The following is a 19,894-nucleotide window of genomic DNA, read 5'->3' on the forward strand; positions in this document are numbered from 1 at the left end:
GGGGCTAGCATGACGTGATGCCGCCCGACCATCAGCGTTCGAGAGCCGTGAGGTCGGCGATCATCGCGATCGCCGGTGCCGGCGCGCTGGTGCTCGTGCTGTGGGTCGTCACGCTGTTCCTGCCCGACCCTCGACCCGCGACGCTCGAGGCCGCGACCGCAACCGTGACCTCGCACCTCGATCGGATAGAGGACACCATCCCCGAGGAGGTCGTACAGGGTCGCTCGGAGCGTATCGCTCCGCTGCCGTGCCCCCTGGAGGAATCGGGCCCCAGGTGAAGGTGCAGCGCGTCATCGACGTCGATTCGCACCTCGATCGGGCGCGGTGGGCCGCGGACCTCAGCCACGAGCTCGCGAAGCAGGAGGGGTGGGTGATGCGCGTCACGACGCAGGGCGCCACGGATGCCCGCGATGACCTGCGCATCCGCATCGTGTCTCCCGACCTGACCATCGTGAACATGATCGCCAGCGACGCCGCCGGCGCAGCGCGGATCACGATGCACGCCACCAGCGAGTGCACGCAGCCTGGTTGAGTGGGCGGATGCCGGTTCGGCGGCCTCGATGTCGGTGGCCTCTCTCATACTGGATCCATGACGGCGCTGATGGATGCCTCACGAGAGCAGGTGGCCACGCTCGACGAGCTGGTCGACCTGGCTGTGGACATGCAGCGCTCGATAGCCGCGATGCAGGCAGGACTCGACGGCGTGCTCGCGCTCGCGTCGCGATGGGCGCTGAGCGCCGCCGGCGACGCGGATGAGGCCGACATCACGCTCCGCACGGTCGCGGCCGAACTCGGTGCGGCGCTCCGAGTATCCGATCGCACGGTGCAACGGCGCATGGGCGACGCCGAACTCAAGGTCGACCGGTTCCCGGCGGTGTGGCAGGCACAGGGCACGGGGCGGATCAGCGCAGCGCACGCGCGTGTGATCATCGACGCCGGCGCCCACCTCGACGACGCGGCGTCGCGCGACGCCTACGCCGCGCGCGTGCTGGAGTTCGCCGAAGAGGAGTCCCCGAATCGCGTACGGGCGATCGCCGCGCGAATCGCCGAGCAGTACCAGCCGCGCCCGCTGGAGGAACGGCATGCGGATGCCCGCGAGATACGCTCCGTCTGGGTGAAGGACGCCGATGACGGCATGGCCGAACTGGGCGTCTTCGGTCCCGCCGCCCTCGTGCACGGCGCATTCGAACGCCTCACGCGCATGGCCGCGACCGACACCGAACCAAACTCGGCGCCCGGGGCTGCTCCGGACCCCGACGCGCGCACGGTCGCGCACAAGCGCGCCGACCTCGCGCTGGATCTGCTGCTGACCGGTGCCCCGGCGGGGCATGACACCGCCGAAGGGATGCTGGGCGCGATCGCCCCGCACGTGTCCGTCACCGTCCCCGTGACCACGCTGCTGGGCGCAGAGGGCATAAGCACTCCCCCGGCAGCGCTGGATGGCCGCGCTCCGATCGACAGCGACACCGCACGGCGACTGGCCGGAGCGGTGACCGGATGGGATCGCATCCTCACTCACCCGATCACGGGAGCGATCCTCGCAGTGGATCGGTACCGCCCGACCGCGTCGATGCGCCGACAGTTGCAGGCGAGAGACCAGCGCTGCCGCTTCCTGACCTGCGGCATGCCCTCTCGCGAGAACGACCTCGACCACACGGTCGATGCGGCGCTCGGCGGCGCCACCGAAGAGAACAACCTCGGCGGACTCTGCCGCCGGCACCACGTGCTCAAGCATCATTCGCCCTGGCACGTCGAACAGCTCGGCGGTGGCCTCTTGGAGTGGACCAGCCCCACCGGCCGCACCTACATCGACAAACCGCCACCCCAGAACACGGTCAGATTCGCGGAGGACGGCGAGGAATCGAGTGCCCGTCCCGGCGCAGACCCCTGGGCTCACGTGCCCGCGCAGCTACTGGCGCCTTTCTGACGTCGAACGCGCCGGTGGCGTCCGCGGCGCCACGCCGCAGCAGGGCTCAGCGCACGGCAAGAATCAGCGCATGGCAAGACTCAGCGCACGGCAGGCTCGGGCAACGGCTCGACGAACTCCTGCGTCGCGGGCTCACCGAGCTTCACGAGCACAACCCCGACCAGCACCAGCGCTCCGCCAAGCAGCTGCACGGTGCCGGGCAGCTGGCCGAGCAGCATCCATCCGAACAGCATCGCGGCAATAACCTCGGCGAGCGCGACGAACGACGCCAGACGCGAGCCGAGCATGCGCGTCGAAGTGATGCCGAGCACGTATGCCAGAGCGGTGGCCAACAACCCGATGGCGATCACCGGCACGAACCACGGCACCGTCCCGAACCGGTAGGCGACGTCGTCGGTGTTCCAGGCCATCGGCAGGATGCCGATCAGACCGGCCGTGGTCAGCCCGAGCGCCCCGAGCAGCAGGCCGAGCCCTGCCAGCGCCATCGGCGGCAGCCCCGTGTCGCCGCGCCCCGAGAGCACGAAGTAGGTCGCCGCACCCACCATCGCTCCCAACGCCCAGAGGATTCCCCCGCCATCGATGCGCGCGCCGGTGAGCACGTCCAGCATCAGCACGAGCCCGATGAACGCGATCGCCGCGCCGAGGACGCTGCGCCGACTCGGGCGCTCGCCACGACGGATCCAGAACCACAGCACCACAGCCACCGGTGCGGTGTACTCGATCAGCAGGGCGATACCCACATCCATCACCGCAATGGCCTGAAAGTAGAACAACTGGGTGGCCGTGACCGCGAGCAGCCCGTAGGTGACGATCATGCCGGCGTTGGCCCGCACCAGACCCCACCGGCCCCGCAACGCCAGCACGGTCGGCACGATCAGCACGATCGCCGCGACCCAGATGCGTGCGGTGACGGCGGCGCCCGGCGTCCACCCGGCATCGATCAGCCCTCGCGCCCACGCACCGGACATGCCGAACGCGAACGCGGCCGACACGGCAACCAGCAGGCCGGCCCCGACCCCCGCTCGGCGAGTGTCATGGGTCATAGTCGTCATGATCGATGACACTACGCCCGGCGTGCGTAAGATGTCAACATGATTTTCACCGATGACACGGATGAGGCGCTGCGCGCTGCCGTCGCGCTGGTGAACTCCGCCGAACCCGTGGATGCGTTCGACCTCGAGGTGTTCCTGACTCAGCATCCCTACACCGGACGCATCGACCGCGACGAGACCGAGCTGGCCGAGCTACGCGCCCTGCGACCCCTGCTGCGCGAGATGCTGCTCGCCCCGCGCGATGAGATGGCCCCGCGCGTCAACGACGCGCTCGCACGCGTCACCCTCTCTCCCCGCCTCGCCAGGCACGACGGTGTCGACTGGCATCTGCACGCCATCGCCGACGACCGCCCCCTGGCCGAACGCATCCTCATCGAGACCGCCATGGCGCTGATCGATGTCATCCGCAGCCGCGAAGGCAGCCGTCTCACCGTCTGCGCCGACGACGACTGCCGCGCCATCGCCCTCGACCTCTCCCGCAACCGCTCGAAGCGCTACTGCTCGACCACCTGCGCCAACCGCAACGCCGTCGCCGCCTACCGGGCACGGCAAGGAGCCGGCACATGACCGATACGACACGGATCGAGACGACACGGACGGCGCCGCCGTTCGACTCCTGGTTTCCGGATGCCACCTTCGACGGCAGCTACGGCCACACCCTCGACACCCTGCGCGACATCGCTCCGATCGCTGCGACCCCCGCCTTCGCCGTGCAATGGCGCAGGTGGCGTACTGAGGCACGCCTGGTCGATGCTGCACCCCGCATTCTGTCCACCCAGCAGCGCGGCCGCCGCGATGTGTCACTGATCGAGCATTCCGGCGCGGACGGCACACGACTGCGCGCCTGGTACGTGGCGCCGGCCTCCGGGCATCCGCGCGTCGGAGTGGTGCACAGCCACGGGTACGGAGGTCGGGACCGCGTCGAGTACGGACGCGTGCCCGCTGATGCGGCGGCGATCTTCCCGGTCGCCCGTGGCCTCGGAGCCCTCAACGCCGGCATCGGAGCACCCGAGCCGGTCGGTGAACACGTGCTCGCGGGCCTCGCCTCGGCAGACGACTACGTGCCCGGCCTGTGTGCACGCGACCTGTGGCTGGCCGCCGACGCCCTTGTCTCGCTGGCAGGCGAACTGCCTCTTTACTACGTCGGAGAGAGCTTCGGCGGCGGCATCGGCGCGCTGGCCGCCCCATGGGACGATCGCTTCATCGGGGCCACGCTCGTGGTGCCGACCTTCGGGCACTACGACGAGCGCCTCGCCGTGCCCTGCCTGGGCAGTGGCGAGTACCAGCGGATGCACGTGCAACAGCATCCCGAGGCCAGGGAGCAGCTACGGCTGTTCGACGCCTCGACCTCTGCGGCGTTCTTCACGATCCCCGTGCGCGTCGAAGCCGCACTGTGGGATCAGTCCGTGCCGCCGCAGGGACAGTTCGCCGTCGCCAACGCCGTGCCGCACGACCTGCTCCAACTCAGGGTGCTGCCGGCGGGGCACGCCGACTACCCCGGGCTCGGTCGCGTCCTGGTCGACGCACGGCGCGAGGGCCTGGCGCACCTCGATCGCGCGCTCAGCTGACCATCCCCTCGAACAGGCCGATGCGGTTGCCGTCCGGATCGACGATCACCGCCCACGCGCTCGTCTCGGTGATCGGCGACTTCTCGAAGGCCACCGATCCGCCCGCGGCCTTCGCCGCGGCGATCGTCTCGTCGATCGAGTCGACCTCGACGTAGGAACGCGGATGCTCGAATCCGTCCTCGCGCGGGGCGAGCCCGCCGCCCGAGATCCCATTCGGGGCCTGCCACATCGGGTACCCCTCAAAACCAGGCATCTCGGCAATCTCCCACCCGAACAGCCCGTGGTAGAAGTCGATCGCCCGTTGCATGTCGCCCACCGGGATGTCGATGTGCGTGATGTCGCCGTGCGCCATGATCCGTCCTCTCGTCTGCCGACGCGGCCAGTCTGCGCCTGAGAGGGCGCGAAGACAAGAGGTTCCGGCGGTGCGCGTCAGTACGGCACGGCGAAGATCTCGTCGTGCACGGCAGCGGGTGTTCCGGTCGGCAGCGGCACGAACTTCAGGAAGTCGCGGTCGTCGGTGTCTCGGCACCAGCGCAGCAGCGCGGTGCGCATCTCGTCGCGCACGTCGTCGAAGGACGACTCGACGGCGAGATTCCGCTGCTCACCGGGGTCGTTGCTCAGATCTTGCAACTGCTCCCGGTGACGCCCCCAGCTGTAGACGGTGTACTTGTACGGACCCCGCACGAGCGCACGCCCTCGCGTGAGAGGCGGATCCGATCGCTCGAACCGGGTCTCGACCACCACGACGCGCTCGGCAGACCCGTCGCCGACCCCCAGGGCGAGCGGGGCTCCCCGCAGCTCGCCCGGTCGCGGGCATCCCGCCGCCGTCAGCACCGTGGGCAGCAGGTCGAGCCCGACCGACACCACCCCCGACCGCACCCCGGGCGAGACCCCCGGACCGCGGACGATGAGCGGAACGCGCACGCATTCCTCGAACAGTGCCGTCTTCTGGTTCCACCCGTGCGCGGCGTCGCCATCGCCGTGATCGCTGGTGAAGATCACCAACGTCGAGTCGCTGAGTCCCGCACTGTCGAGCGCGTGCAGCAACCGCCCGACGTACCCGTCGACCCGCTCGACGAGCCGACGGTAGGCGGCCCGGTACATCCGCCAGTCATCCGCCGTGTAGTCTGCCGTGCCGTACACCTGCCCGGCGGCCGCCTTCTCGAACCGCACGGCCTCGGGTTCGAATGGCGCCGGAGCGAAGTTCGCCGGCAGCGGCGGCGCCTCGCGCGCCCCTCCGGCATCCACGTCGCCGTACGGCATCGACTGCCGCCGCGCGTACTCGCAGATGGTGTGCGGGTCATCGAAAGAGGCGACGAGCAAGAACGGCTCCTCCTCGTCTGCGCGCCCCCGCAGCCACTCCGCGCACGCATCGACCAGCCCGCGATCGCCGAACGGCGCCAGCACCTCGAATCCGGCATCCGCGGGGGCACTCGCCTGGGTCGCATGCCACTTGCCGGCGTACGCGCACGTATACCCGACCGCCGCCATCGCATGACCGAGACTGTCGGCGCGCGCGCCCGGCTCGACGACGGTGTCGGACTGGGCCCGGTTGCCCCCGATGCCCACCTCGTGCGGCATCCGACCGGTCAGCATCGATGCGCGCGAGGGCACGCACAGCGGAAAGGTCACATAGGCGCGACGGAAGTCCGCGCCGTCGCGGCGCAACCCGTCGAGATGGGGCGTCGCCACCCACCCCTCATCGCGGTCGAGCACGTGCGCTCCGAGCTGGTCGGCGGTGATCACCAGGATGTTCGGCTGCACGTCTCAGCCCTACTTGCCCATGCCGAGCGTCAGGCCCTCGGTGAGCCGACGCCCGAGCCACAGGTAGATCGCCAGCATCGGCAGCACGACGATGCACAGGCCGGCGAACAGGCCTCCCCAGTCGGCGCCGGAGTACGTCTGCTGCTGGATAAACGAGATCAGCGCCACCGGCAAGGTGTACTTCTCGGTCGATTGCAGCAGCGTCAGGGCCAGCAGGGTCTCGTTCCAGTGCGAGATCACCTGCAGCACGAAAGCGGTGAGGATTCCGCCCTTCGCCAGAGGGAGGGTGATGCGCCAGAACGTACCGAAGGCCGTTGTGCCGTCGAGCGCCGCCGCCTCTTCCATCTCGAGCGGCAACGACCGGAAGAAAGCGGTCAGCAGGAACACGGTGAACGGCATCGAGACGCCGATGTAGACGAGGTTCAAGCCGATCAGGCTGTCGGTCAGATAGACCTCGTTGAGCATGACGAACAGCGGAATCACGATCACTTGCGCGGGAATGCCGAGACCGAGCACGAAGTACAGGGTCAACGAGTTCGTCAGCCGGTTCTCGACGCGGCTCAGGTAGTACGCGGCGGGGGCGGCGAGCGCCACGGTCAGGAAGGACGACACCACGGTGGTGACGACGCTGTTCATCGTCGCCGTCGCGAAGTCGCCGACGGTCCAGGCTGTGACGAAGTTGACCGGATCCAGCGATGTCGGCATGCCCCACGGGTCTGCGAGGATCGCGCGGGTGTCACGGAACGCCTGGATGACCATCCAGACCATCCAGGCGACGTTCAGCACGACGAACGCCCACAGCAGCACGAGGCCGATGCCGCGCAGCACACTGCGGTCGCGCCCGATCGCGGCCCGGTTGCGGTTTCTGCGCCGCGGCGAGGGCACGACGAGCGTGCGGGTGGTCTGATCAGACACCGGTGGTGGTGCGATAGCGGTCACGATGTTCTCCTAGAACTCGATCGCGTCGCGCTTCATCACGCGACGCAGCAGCAACACGAGCACGGACACGAGCGCCAACGACAGCACGGCCGATGCGGATGCCGCACCGTAGGCCGGCACCGATTCGCCCGAGAACGCGGTGACGTACGTGTAGACGGCGGTGGTCCAGGTCTGGGTCGGAGGCATACCCTGCCCCGTGGACCCGCCGAAGATCCAGATGATCTCGAAGATCTTCACCGATGAGATGGTCCACAGCACCGCGCAGGTGCCGAAGACGTCCCAGGTGAGCGGGAGGATCACGTAGCGCAGCCGCTGCCAGGCATTCGCTCCGGCGAGCGCGCAATCCTCGTAGTAGTAGGGCGGGATGCGGTCGACGCCCGCCATCAGGATCGTGGTGAAGTACCCGGTGGTGATCCAGGTCATCATCACCATGATCAGCGGGAACAGGTTGTCCTGCGCCAACCATGCGGGCGGGTCGGTGACGCCGAACGCGCCGAGCAGGGTGTTCACGAGCCCGCCGGGGTTGAACACGAAGCCGGCGAGCACGCCGAAGATCATCGCGTTGACCAGGTGCGGGAAGAAGATCACCGAGCGTGCGATCTTGCGACCGGTCATGTCGCGCAGCACGAGCGTGAGCGCGAAGGCGATGACGAAGATCGCGAGACCGACCACGAACAGCAGCAGCAGGGTGTTGCCGAATGACCGCAGGAACAGCTTGTCCGAGAACAATCGCACGTAGTTGCCGAACCCGACGAACTCCATGGGACCAGCCCCGGCCCACTTGTTGAAACTGATCCAGATCGCGTACAGGGACGGGACGACGAACAGGATCGTGTAGAGCGCGAAAGCGGGGCCGACGAAGGGCACGAGCAGCCGGCGGCGAGCGCGATCGATCGTGCTGCCCCCGCCTCGCCGCCGACGAGCGGCCGCGAGGCGGGGAGCGGCAGGCGCCAGGGCGGCATCGGTCATGAGTTGAGCTTCCAGTAGTCGACTTGACCGGTCTTCATCGTCTCGACGAAGGCCTCCGCATCGATCTTGCCGAGCACCAGGTCGCTGACAGCCGGCCAGAAGAGCTTCTCGGAGTACCCGGGGAAGCTGATGCCGTCGTTCTGCTGGTAGTAGGAGTCGGCTGCCGCGAGGGCGTCGGTGACCGTGGACATCTCATCGCTGACAGCCGCGTCGGGACGGATGGGGATGATCTTCGCGTCGGTGCCGAGCGCGTCCTGATACTGCTTCTTCAAGAAGAACGCGGCGAGATCCTGCGCGTTATCGGAGTTCTTCGCACGGGCGGGGACGGCGAAGCCGACGAAGTCCGCACGGGCGCTGCTGCCCAGGGCGGGGAAGGGGAATGAGGAGTACTCGAAGCCCTCGGCCGCATAGGGGCCCGTCTCGGTGGGGATCCAGGTGCCGTTGAACATCAGGGCGGCCTGGTTGTCGGACCAGGCCTGCTGCTGAGCCGGCCACTTGCTGGCGTTGTACCCGTCGATGAAGTACCCACCCTCGACGAGTCCCTCGATCATCTGCGCGGCTTCAAGCGCCTCCGGTGCATCCCACGCCTCACCCGTCTCGTCCGCCGCCATCTCACGCAGCGATCCGGGCCCCGCGAGCCCCACCATCGCCGAGGTGTACCAGTAGGCGTTGTAGCCGGCGACATCACCGTCGATCGCGATCGGCGTGGTGCCGGCGGCCTTCATCTCGTCCATCACCGGCAAGAACGACGCCCAGTCCTGCGGCGGGTTTGCCGCAAGGTCGGGATGCTCGGCGGCATTGAACCAGATGGCATCGCTGGTGAGCGAGTAGGGCAGCATCCACGGCGCGTCCTCACCCTCGACGGTCACGACATCGCCTGCGAGGTACGCCTCGGGGATGAGCGAAGAGACGGCGTCGCCCTCGATCTCGGCGCCATACGCCTCGACCAGGGGCTTGGCCTGGCCGGTCTCGGCGAGCACCGGGGCGAGCTTGGCGAACGACCCGTCGACGAGGTCGGGCACCTTGTTCGTGTTCAGCGTGGGAACGGTCTTCTTGATGTTGTCGCGTCCCTGCCACTGCACGTTCACCTCGATCCCCGTCTCCTCCTCGAAGTCGGCGATGGCGTCGGCGACCACCTTCTGCTGGGCCTCGCCTTCCTTCCACATCGACCAGTAGGTGAGTTCCTTCGAGCCGCCGGCGTCGCCGGACGCCGAGGCGCATCCGGTGAGAGCGAACGCACCGACGAGGGCGACTGCGGACAGTGTGCGGATCTTCGCCATCGGTTTTCCTTCCGTCTGGGAGAGGCGTCTTCGCCTCTGTCGGTCGACTCTCGCGCCGCCTGACAAGAGCATTCAAGGAGTATTCCGGAATTCATCTGCCCTCATCGCCCGAAGACCGCCGTCACCACCGGAGAACTGCGAGCGAACTGACGACGGAATCCCCGATTACCCCTTTATTCCTTTCTTTGAAGAGAACAGAATCAGAGGAAGAACGACGGAGGTGGGGGCATGGCATCACAGCGCAGCGCAGCGGTGCGCGACGCCGAGACACGGGGGCTGAAGTTCGAGATCCTGGCCGACCAGTTGCGCCGGGGCATCATCGCCGGCACGTGGACGGCCGGGCAGAAGCTGCCGACCGAGCAGGAGCTGTCGAAGGAGACGGGTCTGTCGCTGACGACCGTGCGCCGCGCCTTCGACGAGTTGGTCGCGGAGCGGATCGTCGTACGCCGTCAGGGCGCGGGCAGCTTCGTGGCGCCCGCCCGCCCCCGCGAGGAGCGAGCGCGCCGGCGCATCGGCGTCCTGCTCCCCGACACGCAGCTGTACTACCCGCGCGTGCTGCAGGGGATCGATGAGTCGCTGTCGGCGGCGGGAGCGTCGCTGCAACTGGCGACCTACCGCTACGACCCCGATCGCGAGGACGAAGCCATCGCGGCACTGCTCGAGGCCGGGGTGGATGGCCTGCTGCTCGCCCCGACGCTCTCGGGGATCAACGACCCCGCGGCCCGCGCACAGCAGCTCATGGCGCTGCCGGTACCCGTCGTGCTGGTCGAACGCAGCCTGCAGGGCCTTGGGCCCGCCGACATCACCGAGCACGTCTGCTCCGACCACGCCGGCGGCGCCTACGACGCCGTCGCCCACCTCGCCAGGCTCGGCCACCGTCGCATCGCTCTGCTGACGCGGTCGCGCACCGTGACCGAGTACGGAGTGGTGCAGGGGTACCTGCAGGCCGTCACCGATCTCGGACTGACACCGGATCTGCGATTCTCGCAGTCGAAGACCGAATGGGAGGCCGATTCCGCCGAGGCGGCCTACCGCGCGCTGCGCGACTTCGAGGCGACCGCGGCGCTGACCTTCGGCGACCGGGAGGCTGCGATGCTCGAAGGCGCCGCGCGACGCAACGGCCGGCACGTGCCCGACGACCTCGCACTCGTCTCGTACGACGACGAGGTGGCTGATCTCGCCGAGGTACCGCTGACTGCCGTCGCCCCTCCGAAGTACCGCATCGGTCGCATGGCGGCCGACGTCATGTTGCGCCGCCTGATCGAGGGCGACGAATGCCCCTTGCACCAGATCCGGCTGCGCCCCAGGGTCGTCGTGCGTCGATCGTGCGGCGCCGAGCCGGCATCCGCGACGCGCTGACCCGCCGGCCGTTTCACCCGTACATCGAAGAGGAGATCACGTGCGCATCGGATTGATCGGGGCGGGCGCTGTCGCGCCGTTCCACATCACGGCGGCGGCCGAGAACGACGGACTCGAGCTCACCGCCGTCTGCGACATCGATGCGGATGCCGCGGCCCGCGCGGCATCCGGATCCGGCGCGGCGGTGTTCACCGACCACCGGCGGATGCTCGCCGCCGGGGTCGTCGATGCCGTGATCGTGAACACCCCACACGCCACGCACCTGCCGATCGGCGCGGATGCCGCGGCCGCCGGCGCTCATGTGATGGTGGAGAAGCCGATGGCGACCACCCTGCAGGACTGCGACCGACTCGCCGAGCTGTGCCGACAGGCGGGTGTCGGGCTCACCATCGGCCACATCCAGCACTACATGCCCGAGAAGGTCGCCGCGCAGCGCGTGCTGGCGACCGGTGAGCTCGGGGCGGTGCGGATGATCCGCGACAACCGCAGCACCGACTACCGTCCGGGATCGCGATCGGAGTGGTTCTTCTCCCCCGAGATCGCCGGCGGGGGTGCCCTGATGAACATCGGCGGGCATTGCCTTGACCGTTCCCTGTGGTTCGGCGGGGGCCGCGCGGTCGAGGTGCTCGCCACGACCGTGCACCGGTTCGGCGCCGCCGTCGAGACCGACGGTGCGATGCTGCTGCGGCTCGACAACGGCGTGGGGGTGAGCATCGCCGTGGTGAGTGACCCCGGTACGCGCGGTGACCTGTTGACGATCGTGTGCGACCGCGGTGTGATCGAGATCGACCCGCGGGTGGGCACGACGGTGCACGCCGACGGGCGGTCGCGGGTCGTGCACGAGCATCACGCCGACGACATCCAGCGCGCGTTCACCGCACAGCTGGCCGACTTCGCAGCGGTCATCGCCGGGGCCGAGCCGACCGTCGCGCACGAGCACGCGCGTCACGTGGTCGAGCTCGTGCTCACGGCGTACCGTTCGGCGGATGAGGGCAGGGCGCTGTCGCTCCTGCCTGCCGGGGTGCCCGCGTGACGAACCTCCCGAACCTGATCCTCATCGTCAGCGACGACCAGGGTCCCTGGGCGCTCGGCGCGGCAGGGAACCCCGAGATCCGCACCCCCGTTCTCGACGACCTCGCCGCCCGCGGCATCCGACTCGACCGCTTCTTCTGCGCGTCGCCGGTGTGCTCACCGGCACGGGCGAGCCTGCTGACCGGCCGCATACCCTCAGCGCACGGGGTGCACGACTATCTCGACGGCGCGCATGTCGGCACCGAAAGCCAGGACTACCTGCAGGGGGTGCCCACACTGACCGACGCGCTGGCTGATGCCGGCTACCGACTCGGGCTGTCGGGAAAGTGGCACCTTGGAGCCAGCGACGCGCCGCGTGCGGGGTTCGTGCACTGGTACGCCCTGGAGGGGGGCGGGAGCGCCTACCGCGACGCCGTCATGTATCGCGACGGTGTCGCCGAACACGTCGGTGAGTACCTGACCGATGTCATCGCCGACGACGCGATCGCCTTCATCGACGCCGAGCAGCAGCATCCGAATCCGTTCTTCCTCGCGCTGAACTTCACCGCGCCGCACAAGCCGTTCGCCGGGCAGCACCCCGAGCGGTTCACCGACCTGTACCGCGACTGCGCGTTCGAGAGTTGTCCGCAAGAGAGCCCGCACCCCTGGCTGCAAACACTGGACGGCGCCCCGATCGGCGGCGAGTCCGATACGCGTGAGGCACTGATCGGCTACTTCGCGGCCGTGACGGCGATGGATGCCGCGATCGGGCGGGTACTGGATCGGCTGCGCGCGCACGGCATCGAGCAGGAGACGATCGTCGTGTTCCTGAGCGACAACGGCTTCAGCTGCGGTCATCACGGGTTCTGGGGCAAGGGGAACGGCACGTTCCCGATGAACATGTACGACGAGTCGGTCATGGTGCCCTTCATCGTCTCGGCCCCGGGCATGCTCCCGGTCGGCGTCGTGCACGACGACCTGCTCAGCGCCTACGATCTGCCCGCGACCCTGCTGGAGCTGCTCGGCCTTCCCTCGCACGAGTTCGAGCAGGGGCCGGGACGCAGCTTCGCGGGGCTGCTGCGCGGCGAAGCTCCCGCCCGCCCCGAGCGCCCGGTCGTCGTACACAGTGAGTACGGGCCCGCGCGCATGATCCGCACGGCCGATCGAAAGTACGTGCACCGCCATCCGTACGGACCGCACGAGTTCTACGACCTCGCCTCCGACCCTCGGGAGTCGCGCAACCTCATCGACGATGCCGCGTATCGCGATGATCAGGAGCGGCTTCGCGGGATGCTGCACGACTGGTTCGTGCGGTTCTCACGATCGGATGCCGATGGCCGGGCACTGCCGGTGGTCGGCGCCGGTCAGCACCGTGCCCTGGGCACGGATCCCCTCGGCGCGTTCTCCGCTCCGGGGTGGGACGGGGCCGTCTGACACGCACCGCACCGGACGCTCAGGCGTTCATGGGCGCGAGGCGATAGGTGTCTGCCAGCGCGTGCGCGCCGGCCCAGTCGTCGCCGGCGGCCGTGAGGGCCTCGTGCAGCATCCGCGCCATCGTCGCCGCCAGGGGCGTCTGCGGACGGCTGCTGAGCTCGAACGGGTCGTCGTCGAGATCGAACACCTCGACGGAGAGCCCACCCTTCGGGTCCCACGTGGCGACGATCTTCGCTTGAGGCGTTCGCAGGCCACGCACGCTGGTCGGATCGCTGCGAGAGGCGTAGCGGTAGTACATCGCCGTGTCATCGCCGGCTCCGCCCGGCTCTCCGCGCAGCGCTCCGGAACGGTCGCGCCCCGCGACGGCATCCCCACCGAGCGCGAACCCGACGAGGCCGAGGATCGTCGGAGCGACGTCCATCGAGTCGATGACGACCTGTGATTCGCCTGCGGGGACGAGCTGCGGCGAATGGACGATGAACGGCAGCCGCATCGACTCCTCGTAGGCGACGTTCTTGTACAGCAGCTCGTGGCTGCCCATCTGCATTCCGTGGTCCGAGGTGAAGACGATCACCGTGGGACGGTCGCCCGAGCACGCCTGCACGGCGGCGTGCAGGCGTCCGATCTGCTCATCGACGCCGGTCACGGCCGCGTAGTAATCGCGGGCGATGCCGGCCGCCTTGTGCGCGGTCTCGGTGCCGAGGCGGACGTTCGGGCGGGGCAACAGGGTCGCGTCGTCGAGCTCTGCGTAACGCGTTCGATAGCGATCGGGTACCAGTTCGAACGGCGGATGCGGCGGATTGAGCGACAGCATCAGCGCGAACGGCTCGTCACCGGCCTGCTGCAGAAAGCGGATCGCGACATCGGTCTCGTGCTCGGCCGACCACTGATCGATATCGACGCGCTCGTGGCGCCCGGCACGGGTCGTCCAGTAGTGCGGGGTGAGGTGACGGTCGGCGGCGCCGTACGAGTACCAGAAGTCGAACCCGAACCGGCGATCGGGCGGCGACCAGGCGTCCCACACCTTCCCGTCGCTGCGGCGCCCCTCACCGAACTTCGCATCCTCATCAACGGGCGGTTCGAGATGCCATTTGCCGATGTAGCCGGTGCGCCATCCGTGCCGACGCAGCACGCCGGCCCACGTGTCGAGCCCGCTGCGCAGACCGATGCCGTCCTGCGCGGTCTCGGAGTTGACGTTCAGGGTGACGCCGTTGTCGACCGGCCGCATGCCGGTGAGGAACATCGCGCGGTGCGGACTGCAGACCGGATAGTTGCTCACCGCCTGCCGCACCAGGCACCCCTCCGCGGCGAGCCTGTCGAGATTCGGCGTGTGCACGGGGTCTTCACCCAGCATCCCGAGCGATGCCGCGCGGAACTGGTCGGCCATGATGACGAGGATGTTCGGGCGATTCGGCAAGGGGCCTCCTAGGGTGTCCGCTCCAGTCAACTCCGTGCCGACAAGAGGAATCAACACGCACCGCCGCGGTGCGTCGGATCAGCCGCGTCGGTACCCGGTGTGGTCGGGGTTGGGTGCGAGTCGCCATCCTTCACCATCAGCCACGACGAGGTTCTTCATACCGCCGGCATCGGCGATCAGGGCGTAGTCCTGGCCGGCGTCCGCTGCGTAGCAGAACAGGGTGACGAACGGCTCGTCGCCGGTGTTCACACTGCGGTGGATCCAGTGTCCGGGCACGTTCACCGCTTTGCCCGGGGTGAGCTCGACCGCTTCGGACTGCCCGTCGACAGTCTCGAGCAGCATGACCCCGCGACCGCTGAGGCAGTAGTACAGCTCGGCGCGGTTGGCGATGGCGTGCAGATGACCACGGGTCACGGCGAACTCCTCGCCGATGCGTCCTGGCAGCAGAGTGCTGGTGCCGACGATGAGCGCACCCGGCCCGTCCTGATACTTGTGATCGTCGACCCAGTAGACGAGCTCGGAGTCGCCCCGCTCCTCGACCGCGGCCCGCCAGGCGGCCTCGTCGCGGTAGACACCCGACATATCGCCCAAGAACTTCTCGTACCGACGGGAGCGCCCTTCGATGCCGCCCGCGGGTGAGATCTGCAGCGGGACGGGGAAATCGACGACGGTGTGAGTGCTCACGGGGACCTCCTGGTAACTTGTAATTACAGGTATACTCCCTCGTACCTCGAAACCCAAACCGCACCTCTGCCAGTGAGACAGGACGAACTGTGATCATCGCGCACGACCTCGGCACGACCGGCGACAAGGCATCGCTGCACCACGACGACGGCCGACTGGTGGCCTCGGTCACCGTCCCCTATCCCGCGCACTTCGCCGCCGGCGGCGTCGCCGAACAGAACCCGCAGGACTGGTGGGATGCGACGGTCACGGCGACCCGAGAGCTGCTCGCCCGCACCGGCACCGCGCCCGCAGAGATCGCCGGCCTGGTCGTCAGCGGACAGATGATGGGCGCAGTCCTGCTGGACTCGGCGGGAGAGCCCGTGCGGCCCGCCATCATCTGGGCCGACACCCGATCGGGTGCCCAGCAGCGCGAGCTCGAGGCCGCGCTGGGGGCCGAGCACGCCTATCGACTGCTCGGGCACCGCCTGAACCCCACCTATTCGGTCTCGAAGATCATGTGGGTGCGCGACAACGAGCCCGATGTCTGGGCACGCGTGCGTCGCACGTGCGTCGCGAAGGACTTCATCGTGCTGCGCCTGACCGGGCGTCTCGCCACCGACCGCTCTGACGCCTCGGGCACCAACGCCTACGATCAGCAGCGCGGCACCTGGTCGGACGAGGTGCTGACGGCGGCCAAACTGGACCCGGCGCTGTTTCCCGAGATCCTCGACTCCACCGCCGTGGTCGGCGCACTCACCGCCGACGCCGCCGAGCAGCTCGGCCTGCACACCGGCGTGCGGGTGGTCATGGGCGGCGGCGACGGGCCGATGGCAGCGGTCGGCTCGGGCATCGTCTCACCCGAAGACGGCGCCTACGTGTGTCTGGGCACGAGCTCGTGGATCTCGTTCGTCACCGAGGCGCCGCTGCTCGACCCCGCGATGCGCACCTTCACCTTCGACAACGTCGCTCCCGGCCTGTTCGTGCCGACGGCGACCATGCAGGCCGGCGGCGCATCGGTGCAGTGGATCGCCGAGGCGCTCTCGCTCGATCCCGCGAAACCTGAGACGGGTCGGCTGACTGCCGAAGCCGCCGACGGCATCGACACTGAGGACCTCTATTTTCTGCCCTACCTGCTGGGCGAGCGCGCCCCGATCTGGGATCCGCACGCACGCGGAGCCTTCGTGGGCATCGGCCGGCACCACACCCGTGCGCACCTCGTCCGCGCGGTGCTGGAGGGCACCGCGTTCAACCTGCTCACCTGCATCCAGGCGTTCCGCGCCTCGGGCGCCGTGATCGATCGCATCGACGCCGTCGGCGGCGGGGCCCAGAGCGACGCCTACCTGTCGGTGCTCGCGGATGTCTGGGGCATTCCGGTACGCCGGCGCACGATCGTCGAAGAGGCCAACAGCCTGGGCGCCGCGGTGACCGCCGCGGTCGGACTGGGCCTGGCCGATTTCTCGGCCGCGCGGGCGCTGAGCGAGGTCACGGCCGAGTTCGTTCCGGATGCCGCCCGGCACGCCGCCTACGCACGACGCCACGCCCGCTTCACCGCCGCGTACGAGGCACTGGCGCCCTGGTTCGCGGCCGCACCGCATGTTCAGAACGCCGACATGCTGGCCGAGGGCGGAGCCCACTGATGGCTGTGATCCTCGTGACCAGCCGGTCGTTCTCGGATGGCGACCTCGACCTCGTCGAGCGGGCCGCGTCCGCCGGGCACCGCATCATGCACGGTCCGGCGCACCACGCCCTCGACGACCTGCGGCCGTTGCTGCACGGCAGCGACGCCTGGATCGCCGGCACCGGCCCGGTGACCGCCGAGCACCTGGCCGCGGCCCCGCGACTGAAGATCATCGCGCGCTACGGCGTGGGATACGAGTCGGTCGATCTGGTCGCGGCTGCGGCGCGCGGCATCCCCGTCACCAACACCCCCGGCGCGAACGCGAACGCCGTCGCCGATCACGCCGTCGGGCTCATGCTCGCGGCGCTGCGCACGATCCCGGACGGCGACCGCCGCGTACGCGCAGGCGACTGGAGCGTCCGCCGCGGGCGCGAGCTGGGGGCGGCGACCGTCGGCATCGTCGGCTTCGGCCGCATCGGCCAGGGCGTCGCCGCGCGACTGCGCGGCTTCGGCGCTCGGATGCTGGCATCCGACCCCTACGTCCCGGCCGAGGCGATCCGCGAGGCGGGCGCGGAGCCCGCCACTCTCGACGACCTGTTCCGCGAAGCGGACCTGATCACGTTGCACGCGCCAGGAGGTCAACGACTGGTCGATGCGGCCCGGTTGGCGCTCCTGCGCCGCGGCACCGTGCTGGTGAACACCGCGCGTCCCGACCTGATCGACGAACAGGCCGTCGCCGCCGCGCTGCACGAGGGCGTCATCGCCGGGTACGCAGCCGACACGCTCGATGGCGACACCGCGGGCGGCGCCAGCCCGCTGCTGGCCCCCGACCTCGCCGACCGCGTGATCGTCACACCGCATCTGGCGGCGCAGACCACCCAGGCCGTCGACAACATGGGACGCATGTCGCTCGACGACGTCATCGCCGTGCTGCGCGGCGATGCCCCCGCCCACCCCGTCACCCGCTAGGAGCAGCCGATGACCACCCTCCCTCTCTCCGATGACCACGTGGCTCCCTCTGATGACTACATGGGCTTCGTCGGCGTCACCACCGGCTCGTCGTCGATCATGAAGGTGTTCCCACTGTGGGCCGACATCCTCGGCCTGCCGACGCGCACCCTTGTCGGGCATGATCTGCCGATGGATGCCGCCCCCGGCGTCTACCGCGAGATGGTCGAGCGCATCCGCGACGACGAGCACCACCGCGGCGCCCTGGTCACAACACACAAGATGAACGTGTTCGCGGCGGCATCCGATCTGTTCGACGAGCTCGATCCGTTCGCCGTCTCGTGCTCCGAGATCTCGAGCATCTCCAAGCGCGGGGCGAAGCTGATCGGACGCGCGAAAGACCCCCTCACGGTCGACCTCGCGCTGAACGACTTCCTGCCCGCCGATCATTTCGCCCGCACCGGTGCCGAGGTGATCATCCTGGGCGCGGGCGGCTCCGGCACGGCGCTCAGCTGGGCGCTGTCCGAGCGCGCGGACGCGCCCGCACGCATCACCGTCACCGCGCGCACGCAGGACAAGCTCGACCATCTGCGCGAGGTGCACCGCCAGCACGGCACCCCGGATGACCTGATCCGGTACGTGGTCACTCCGCACGCGACCGACGCCGACGCCCTCGTCGAGGCGGCCCCTCCCGGTTCGGTGATCGCGAATGCGACCGGCCTCGGCAAGGACCGCCCCGGTTCCCCTCTCACCGATGCCGTGGTCTTCCCCGAACGAGCGTGGGCGTGGGAGTTCAACTACCGCGGTTCGCTGGAGTTCCTGCACCAGGCCGCCGCCCAACGCGACCGCCGGGCGCTGCAGGTGGTCGACGGCTGGCGCTACTTCATCCACGGCTGGTCGCAGGTCGTCGCCGACGTCTTCGAGATCGAGCTGACCCCCGACACGGTCGACCGGCTCGCGGCGGCAGCGGAGTCGGTGCGCTGATGACCGCCGTGGTGCGCACCGTCCTCGGTGACGCCGAACCGGCGGCGCTGGGCAGGGTGAACTACCACGAGCACCTCTTTCAGGTCTCGCCCCTGCTGCCGGGGGACGAGCTCGATGACGAGCAGTCTTCGAGCGCCGAGGCCGCTCTGCTGCGAGCCAGTGGGTTCGAGACCATGGTCGATGCCACGCCGTTCGGACTCGGGCGCGACCCCGCGGGTTTGGCGCGGATCAGCACCGCCACCGGACTCGGCGTGATCGCCACGACCGGGCGGCATCGAGAGGCCCACTACGCGCCGGATCATCCGACGCGCAAAGCGGATGCCGCACAGCTGGCCGCCCTGTTCATCGCCGATGTGCGCGAGGGGATGCCCGCGACCGACGCCGATCCGCGCGGTCCGCGCGCGCTGTCACCGACCGGCGCGTCAGTGCGCGCCGGCATGCTCAAGGGCGGCGCGGACTACTGGCGGATCAGCGCGTTCGAGCGCACCACGCTGATGGCCATCGCCGAGGCGCACCGCGCGACCGGCGCGCCCATCATGGTGCATCTGGAGTTCTGCACCGCCGCACACGAGGTGCTCGATCTGCTGGCGGACGAGGGTGTGGCATCCGACCGCGTCGTGCTGGCCCACGCCGACCGCGACCCCGATGCCGGTCTGCATCTCTCGCTCACCGAGCGCGGCGCCTACCTCGGCTACGACGGCTACGCCCGCCCGCGCACGCGCTCGGATGCCGAGCTGCTGACGCTGACAGACACGGTGATCGCGGGCGGCGGGGGCGATCGCATCGTCCTGGGCGGCGATGTGGCACGCGCCACGCGCTACATCGCCTACGGTGGCATGCCCGGACTCGCCTATCTCGGCGAACGGTACCTGCCGCGCCTGCGCAGCGCTGTTGGCGACGCGGCTGTCGACGCGTTGCTCACGACCAATCCGGCACGTCTGCTGACTCTGCGCTAACA

At 69.2% G+C, this 19,894-nt stretch carries 20 protein-coding genes; 12 read left to right on the forward strand and 8 right to left on the reverse strand.

What is annotated here, in order from left to right; genetic code table 11:
• Positions 1–17 precede the first annotated feature (17 nt).
• Genes PTQ19_RS13750 through PTQ19_RS13760 form a run of 3 tightly spaced genes read left to right on the forward strand, consistent with a single transcriptional unit; the run spans position 18 to position 1,927 of the window.
• On the forward strand, positions 18–278 hold the full coding sequence (locus tag PTQ19_RS13750; RefSeq protein WP_274367738.1) for a hypothetical protein: 261 nt from the start codon (positions 18–20) through the stop codon (positions 276–278).
• Positions 275–532, forward strand: coding sequence for a hypothetical protein (locus tag PTQ19_RS13755; protein WP_274367739.1), 258 nt, complete (start codon positions 275–277; stop codon positions 530–532). Before PTQ19_RS13750 ends, PTQ19_RS13755 begins: the two co-directional genes overlap by 4 nt.
• Positions 533–589: 57 nt before the next feature.
• Positions 590–1,927, forward strand: a complete 1,338-nt coding sequence (locus tag PTQ19_RS13760) for an HNH endonuclease (protein WP_274367740.1) — start codon at positions 590–592, stop codon at positions 1,925–1,927.
• Between the two features lie 80 nt (positions 1,928–2,007).
• Here the strand turns inward: PTQ19_RS13760 and PTQ19_RS13765 are convergent, their stop codons facing one another.
• Positions 2,008–2,970 (reverse strand): EamA family transporter, encoded by a 963-nt coding sequence (locus PTQ19_RS13765; RefSeq protein WP_274367741.1) that lies wholly within the window; start codon positions 2,968–2,970, stop codon positions 2,008–2,010.
• 48 nt (positions 2,971–3,018) lie between these two features.
• Between PTQ19_RS13765 and PTQ19_RS13770 the strand changes: the two genes are divergently transcribed.
• Both PTQ19_RS13770 and PTQ19_RS13775 read left to right on the forward strand, forming a co-directional pair.
• Entirely contained in the window at positions 3,019–3,546 is a 528-nt protein-coding gene (locus PTQ19_RS13770) for a CGNR zinc finger domain-containing protein (RefSeq protein WP_274367742.1), read from the forward strand.
• Complete coding sequence (locus tag PTQ19_RS13775) at positions 3,543–4,547, forward strand: acetylxylan esterase (RefSeq protein WP_274367743.1); 1,005 nt, start codon at positions 3,543–3,545, stop codon at positions 4,545–4,547. The genes PTQ19_RS13770 and PTQ19_RS13775 overlap by 4 nt, the downstream gene beginning before the upstream one ends.
• Here PTQ19_RS13775 and PTQ19_RS13780 read toward each other — a convergent pair.
• The 5 genes from PTQ19_RS13780 to PTQ19_RS13800 form a co-directional block, all read right to left on the reverse strand.
• Positions 4,540–4,899: a VOC family protein gene (locus tag PTQ19_RS13780; protein ID WP_274367744.1), complete on the reverse strand. Its 360-nt coding sequence runs from the start codon at positions 4,897–4,899 to the stop codon at positions 4,540–4,542. The two genes, PTQ19_RS13775 and PTQ19_RS13780, sit on opposite strands and share 8 nt — an antisense overlap.
• Before the next feature lie 77 nt (positions 4,900–4,976).
• Positions 4,977–6,311 (reverse strand): sulfatase family protein, encoded by a 1,335-nt coding sequence (locus PTQ19_RS13785; RefSeq protein WP_274367745.1) that lies wholly within the window; start codon positions 6,309–6,311, stop codon positions 4,977–4,979.
• A gap of 9 nt (positions 6,312–6,320) precedes the next feature.
• Positions 6,321–7,250, reverse strand: coding sequence for a carbohydrate ABC transporter permease (locus PTQ19_RS13790; protein WP_224818025.1), 930 nt, complete (start codon positions 7,248–7,250; stop codon positions 6,321–6,323).
• Between the two features lie 9 nt (positions 7,251–7,259).
• Positions 7,260–8,219: a carbohydrate ABC transporter permease gene (locus PTQ19_RS13795; RefSeq protein WP_274367746.1), complete on the reverse strand. Its 960-nt coding sequence runs from the start codon at positions 8,217–8,219 to the stop codon at positions 7,260–7,262.
• Entirely contained in the window at positions 8,216–9,499 is a 1,284-nt protein-coding gene (locus PTQ19_RS13800; protein ID WP_274367747.1) for an ABC transporter substrate-binding protein, read from the reverse strand. The genes PTQ19_RS13795 and PTQ19_RS13800 overlap by 4 nt, the downstream gene beginning before the upstream one ends.
• Positions 9,500–9,727: 228 nt before the next feature.
• Between PTQ19_RS13800 and PTQ19_RS13805 the strand changes: the two genes are divergently transcribed.
• From PTQ19_RS13805 to PTQ19_RS13815, 3 genes are read left to right on the forward strand one after another with little or no spacing between them, the layout of a single operon-like run.
• Positions 9,728–10,858 (forward strand): substrate-binding domain-containing protein, encoded by a 1,131-nt coding sequence (locus PTQ19_RS13805; protein ID WP_206551102.1) that lies wholly within the window; start codon positions 9,728–9,730, stop codon positions 10,856–10,858.
• Between the two features lie 40 nt (positions 10,859–10,898).
• The gene (locus PTQ19_RS13810) at positions 10,899–11,891 is read left to right on the forward strand and encodes a Gfo/Idh/MocA family protein (RefSeq protein ID WP_274367748.1); all 993 of its coding nucleotides are present in this window, start codon (positions 10,899–10,901) and stop codon (positions 11,889–11,891) included.
• Complete coding sequence (locus PTQ19_RS13815; RefSeq protein ID WP_274367749.1) at positions 11,888–13,303, forward strand: sulfatase-like hydrolase/transferase; 1,416 nt, start codon at positions 11,888–11,890, stop codon at positions 13,301–13,303. Before PTQ19_RS13810 ends, PTQ19_RS13815 begins: the two co-directional genes overlap by 4 nt.
• Before the next feature lie 19 nt (positions 13,304–13,322).
• Here PTQ19_RS13815 and PTQ19_RS13820 read toward each other — a convergent pair whose 3' ends face one another.
• Both PTQ19_RS13820 and PTQ19_RS13825 read right to left on the reverse strand, forming a co-directional pair.
• A complete protein-coding gene (locus PTQ19_RS13820; protein ID WP_274367750.1) occupies positions 13,323–14,720 on the reverse strand; it encodes a sulfatase family protein in 1,398 nt (465 codons plus the stop codon).
• A gap of 78 nt (positions 14,721–14,798) precedes the next feature.
• Positions 14,799–15,404, reverse strand: a complete 606-nt coding sequence (locus PTQ19_RS13825) for a glucose-6-phosphate isomerase family protein (protein WP_274367751.1) — start codon at positions 15,402–15,404, stop codon at positions 14,799–14,801.
• An 89-nt stretch (positions 15,405–15,493) separates the two neighbouring features.
• On the opposite strand from PTQ19_RS13825, the gene xylB reads away from it, so the two are divergent.
• From xylB to PTQ19_RS13845, 4 genes are read left to right on the forward strand one after another with little or no spacing between them, the layout of a single operon-like run.
• On the forward strand, positions 15,494–17,023 hold the full coding sequence (gene xylB, locus PTQ19_RS13830; RefSeq protein WP_274367752.1) for a xylulokinase: 1,530 nt from the start codon (positions 15,494–15,496) through the stop codon (positions 17,021–17,023).
• Positions 17,023–17,973, forward strand: a complete 951-nt coding sequence (locus PTQ19_RS13835; RefSeq protein ID WP_274367753.1) for a phosphoglycerate dehydrogenase — start codon at positions 17,023–17,025, stop codon at positions 17,971–17,973. The genes xylB and PTQ19_RS13835 overlap by 1 nt, the downstream gene beginning before the upstream one ends.
• A 9-nt stretch (positions 17,974–17,982) precedes the next feature.
• Positions 17,983–18,936 carry a shikimate dehydrogenase family protein gene (locus PTQ19_RS13840; RefSeq protein ID WP_274367754.1) on the forward strand — a complete coding sequence of 318 codons (954 nt, stop codon included), beginning with the start codon at positions 17,983–17,985 and terminating at the stop codon, positions 18,934–18,936.
• Positions 18,936–19,892, forward strand: coding sequence for a phosphotriesterase family protein (locus tag PTQ19_RS13845; protein ID WP_274367755.1), 957 nt, complete (start codon positions 18,936–18,938; stop codon positions 19,890–19,892). Before PTQ19_RS13840 ends, PTQ19_RS13845 begins: the two co-directional genes overlap by 1 nt.
• The last annotated feature ends 2 nt before the right edge of the window (positions 19,893–19,894 follow it).

The sequence above is a fragment of the Microbacterium esteraromaticum genome, from assembly GCF_028747645.1.
GTDB lineage: Bacteria > Actinomycetota > Actinomycetes > Actinomycetales > Microbacteriaceae > Microbacterium > Microbacterium esteraromaticum_C.

Coding starts and splice junctions, on each gene's coding strand:
- PTQ19_RS13765 (WP_274367741.1), bottom strand. CDS start 2,970: ATGACCCATGACACTCGCCGAGCGGGGGTCGGGGCCGGCCTGCTGGTT.
- PTQ19_RS13770 (WP_274367742.1), top strand. CDS start 3,019: ATGATTTTCACCGATGACACGGATGAGGCGCTGCGCGCTGCCGTCGCG.
- PTQ19_RS13775 (WP_274367743.1), top strand. CDS start 3,543: ATGACCGATACGACACGGATCGAGACGACACGGACGGCGCCGCCGTTC.
- PTQ19_RS13750 (WP_274367738.1), top strand. CDS start 18: ATGCCGCCCGACCATCAGCGTTCGAGAGCCGTGAGGTCGGCGATCATC.
- PTQ19_RS13840 (WP_274367754.1), top strand. CDS start 17,983: ATGACCACCCTCCCTCTCTCCGATGACCACGTGGCTCCCTCTGATGAC.
- PTQ19_RS13845 (WP_274367755.1), top strand. CDS start 18,936: ATGACCGCCGTGGTGCGCACCGTCCTCGGTGACGCCGAACCGGCGGCG.
- PTQ19_RS13760 (WP_274367740.1), top strand. CDS start 590: ATGACGGCGCTGATGGATGCCTCACGAGAGCAGGTGGCCACGCTCGAC.
- PTQ19_RS13800 (WP_274367747.1), bottom strand. CDS start 9,499: ATGGCGAAGATCCGCACACTGTCCGCAGTCGCCCTCGTCGGTGCGTTC.
- PTQ19_RS13835 (WP_274367753.1), top strand. CDS start 17,023: ATGGCTGTGATCCTCGTGACCAGCCGGTCGTTCTCGGATGGCGACCTC.
- PTQ19_RS13805 (WP_206551102.1), top strand. CDS start 9,728: ATGGCATCACAGCGCAGCGCAGCGGTGCGCGACGCCGAGACACGGGGG.
- PTQ19_RS13795 (WP_274367746.1), bottom strand. CDS start 8,219: ATGACCGATGCCGCCCTGGCGCCTGCCGCTCCCCGCCTCGCGGCCGCT.
- PTQ19_RS13780 (WP_274367744.1), bottom strand. CDS start 4,899: ATGGCGCACGGCGACATCACGCACATCGACATCCCGGTGGGCGACATG.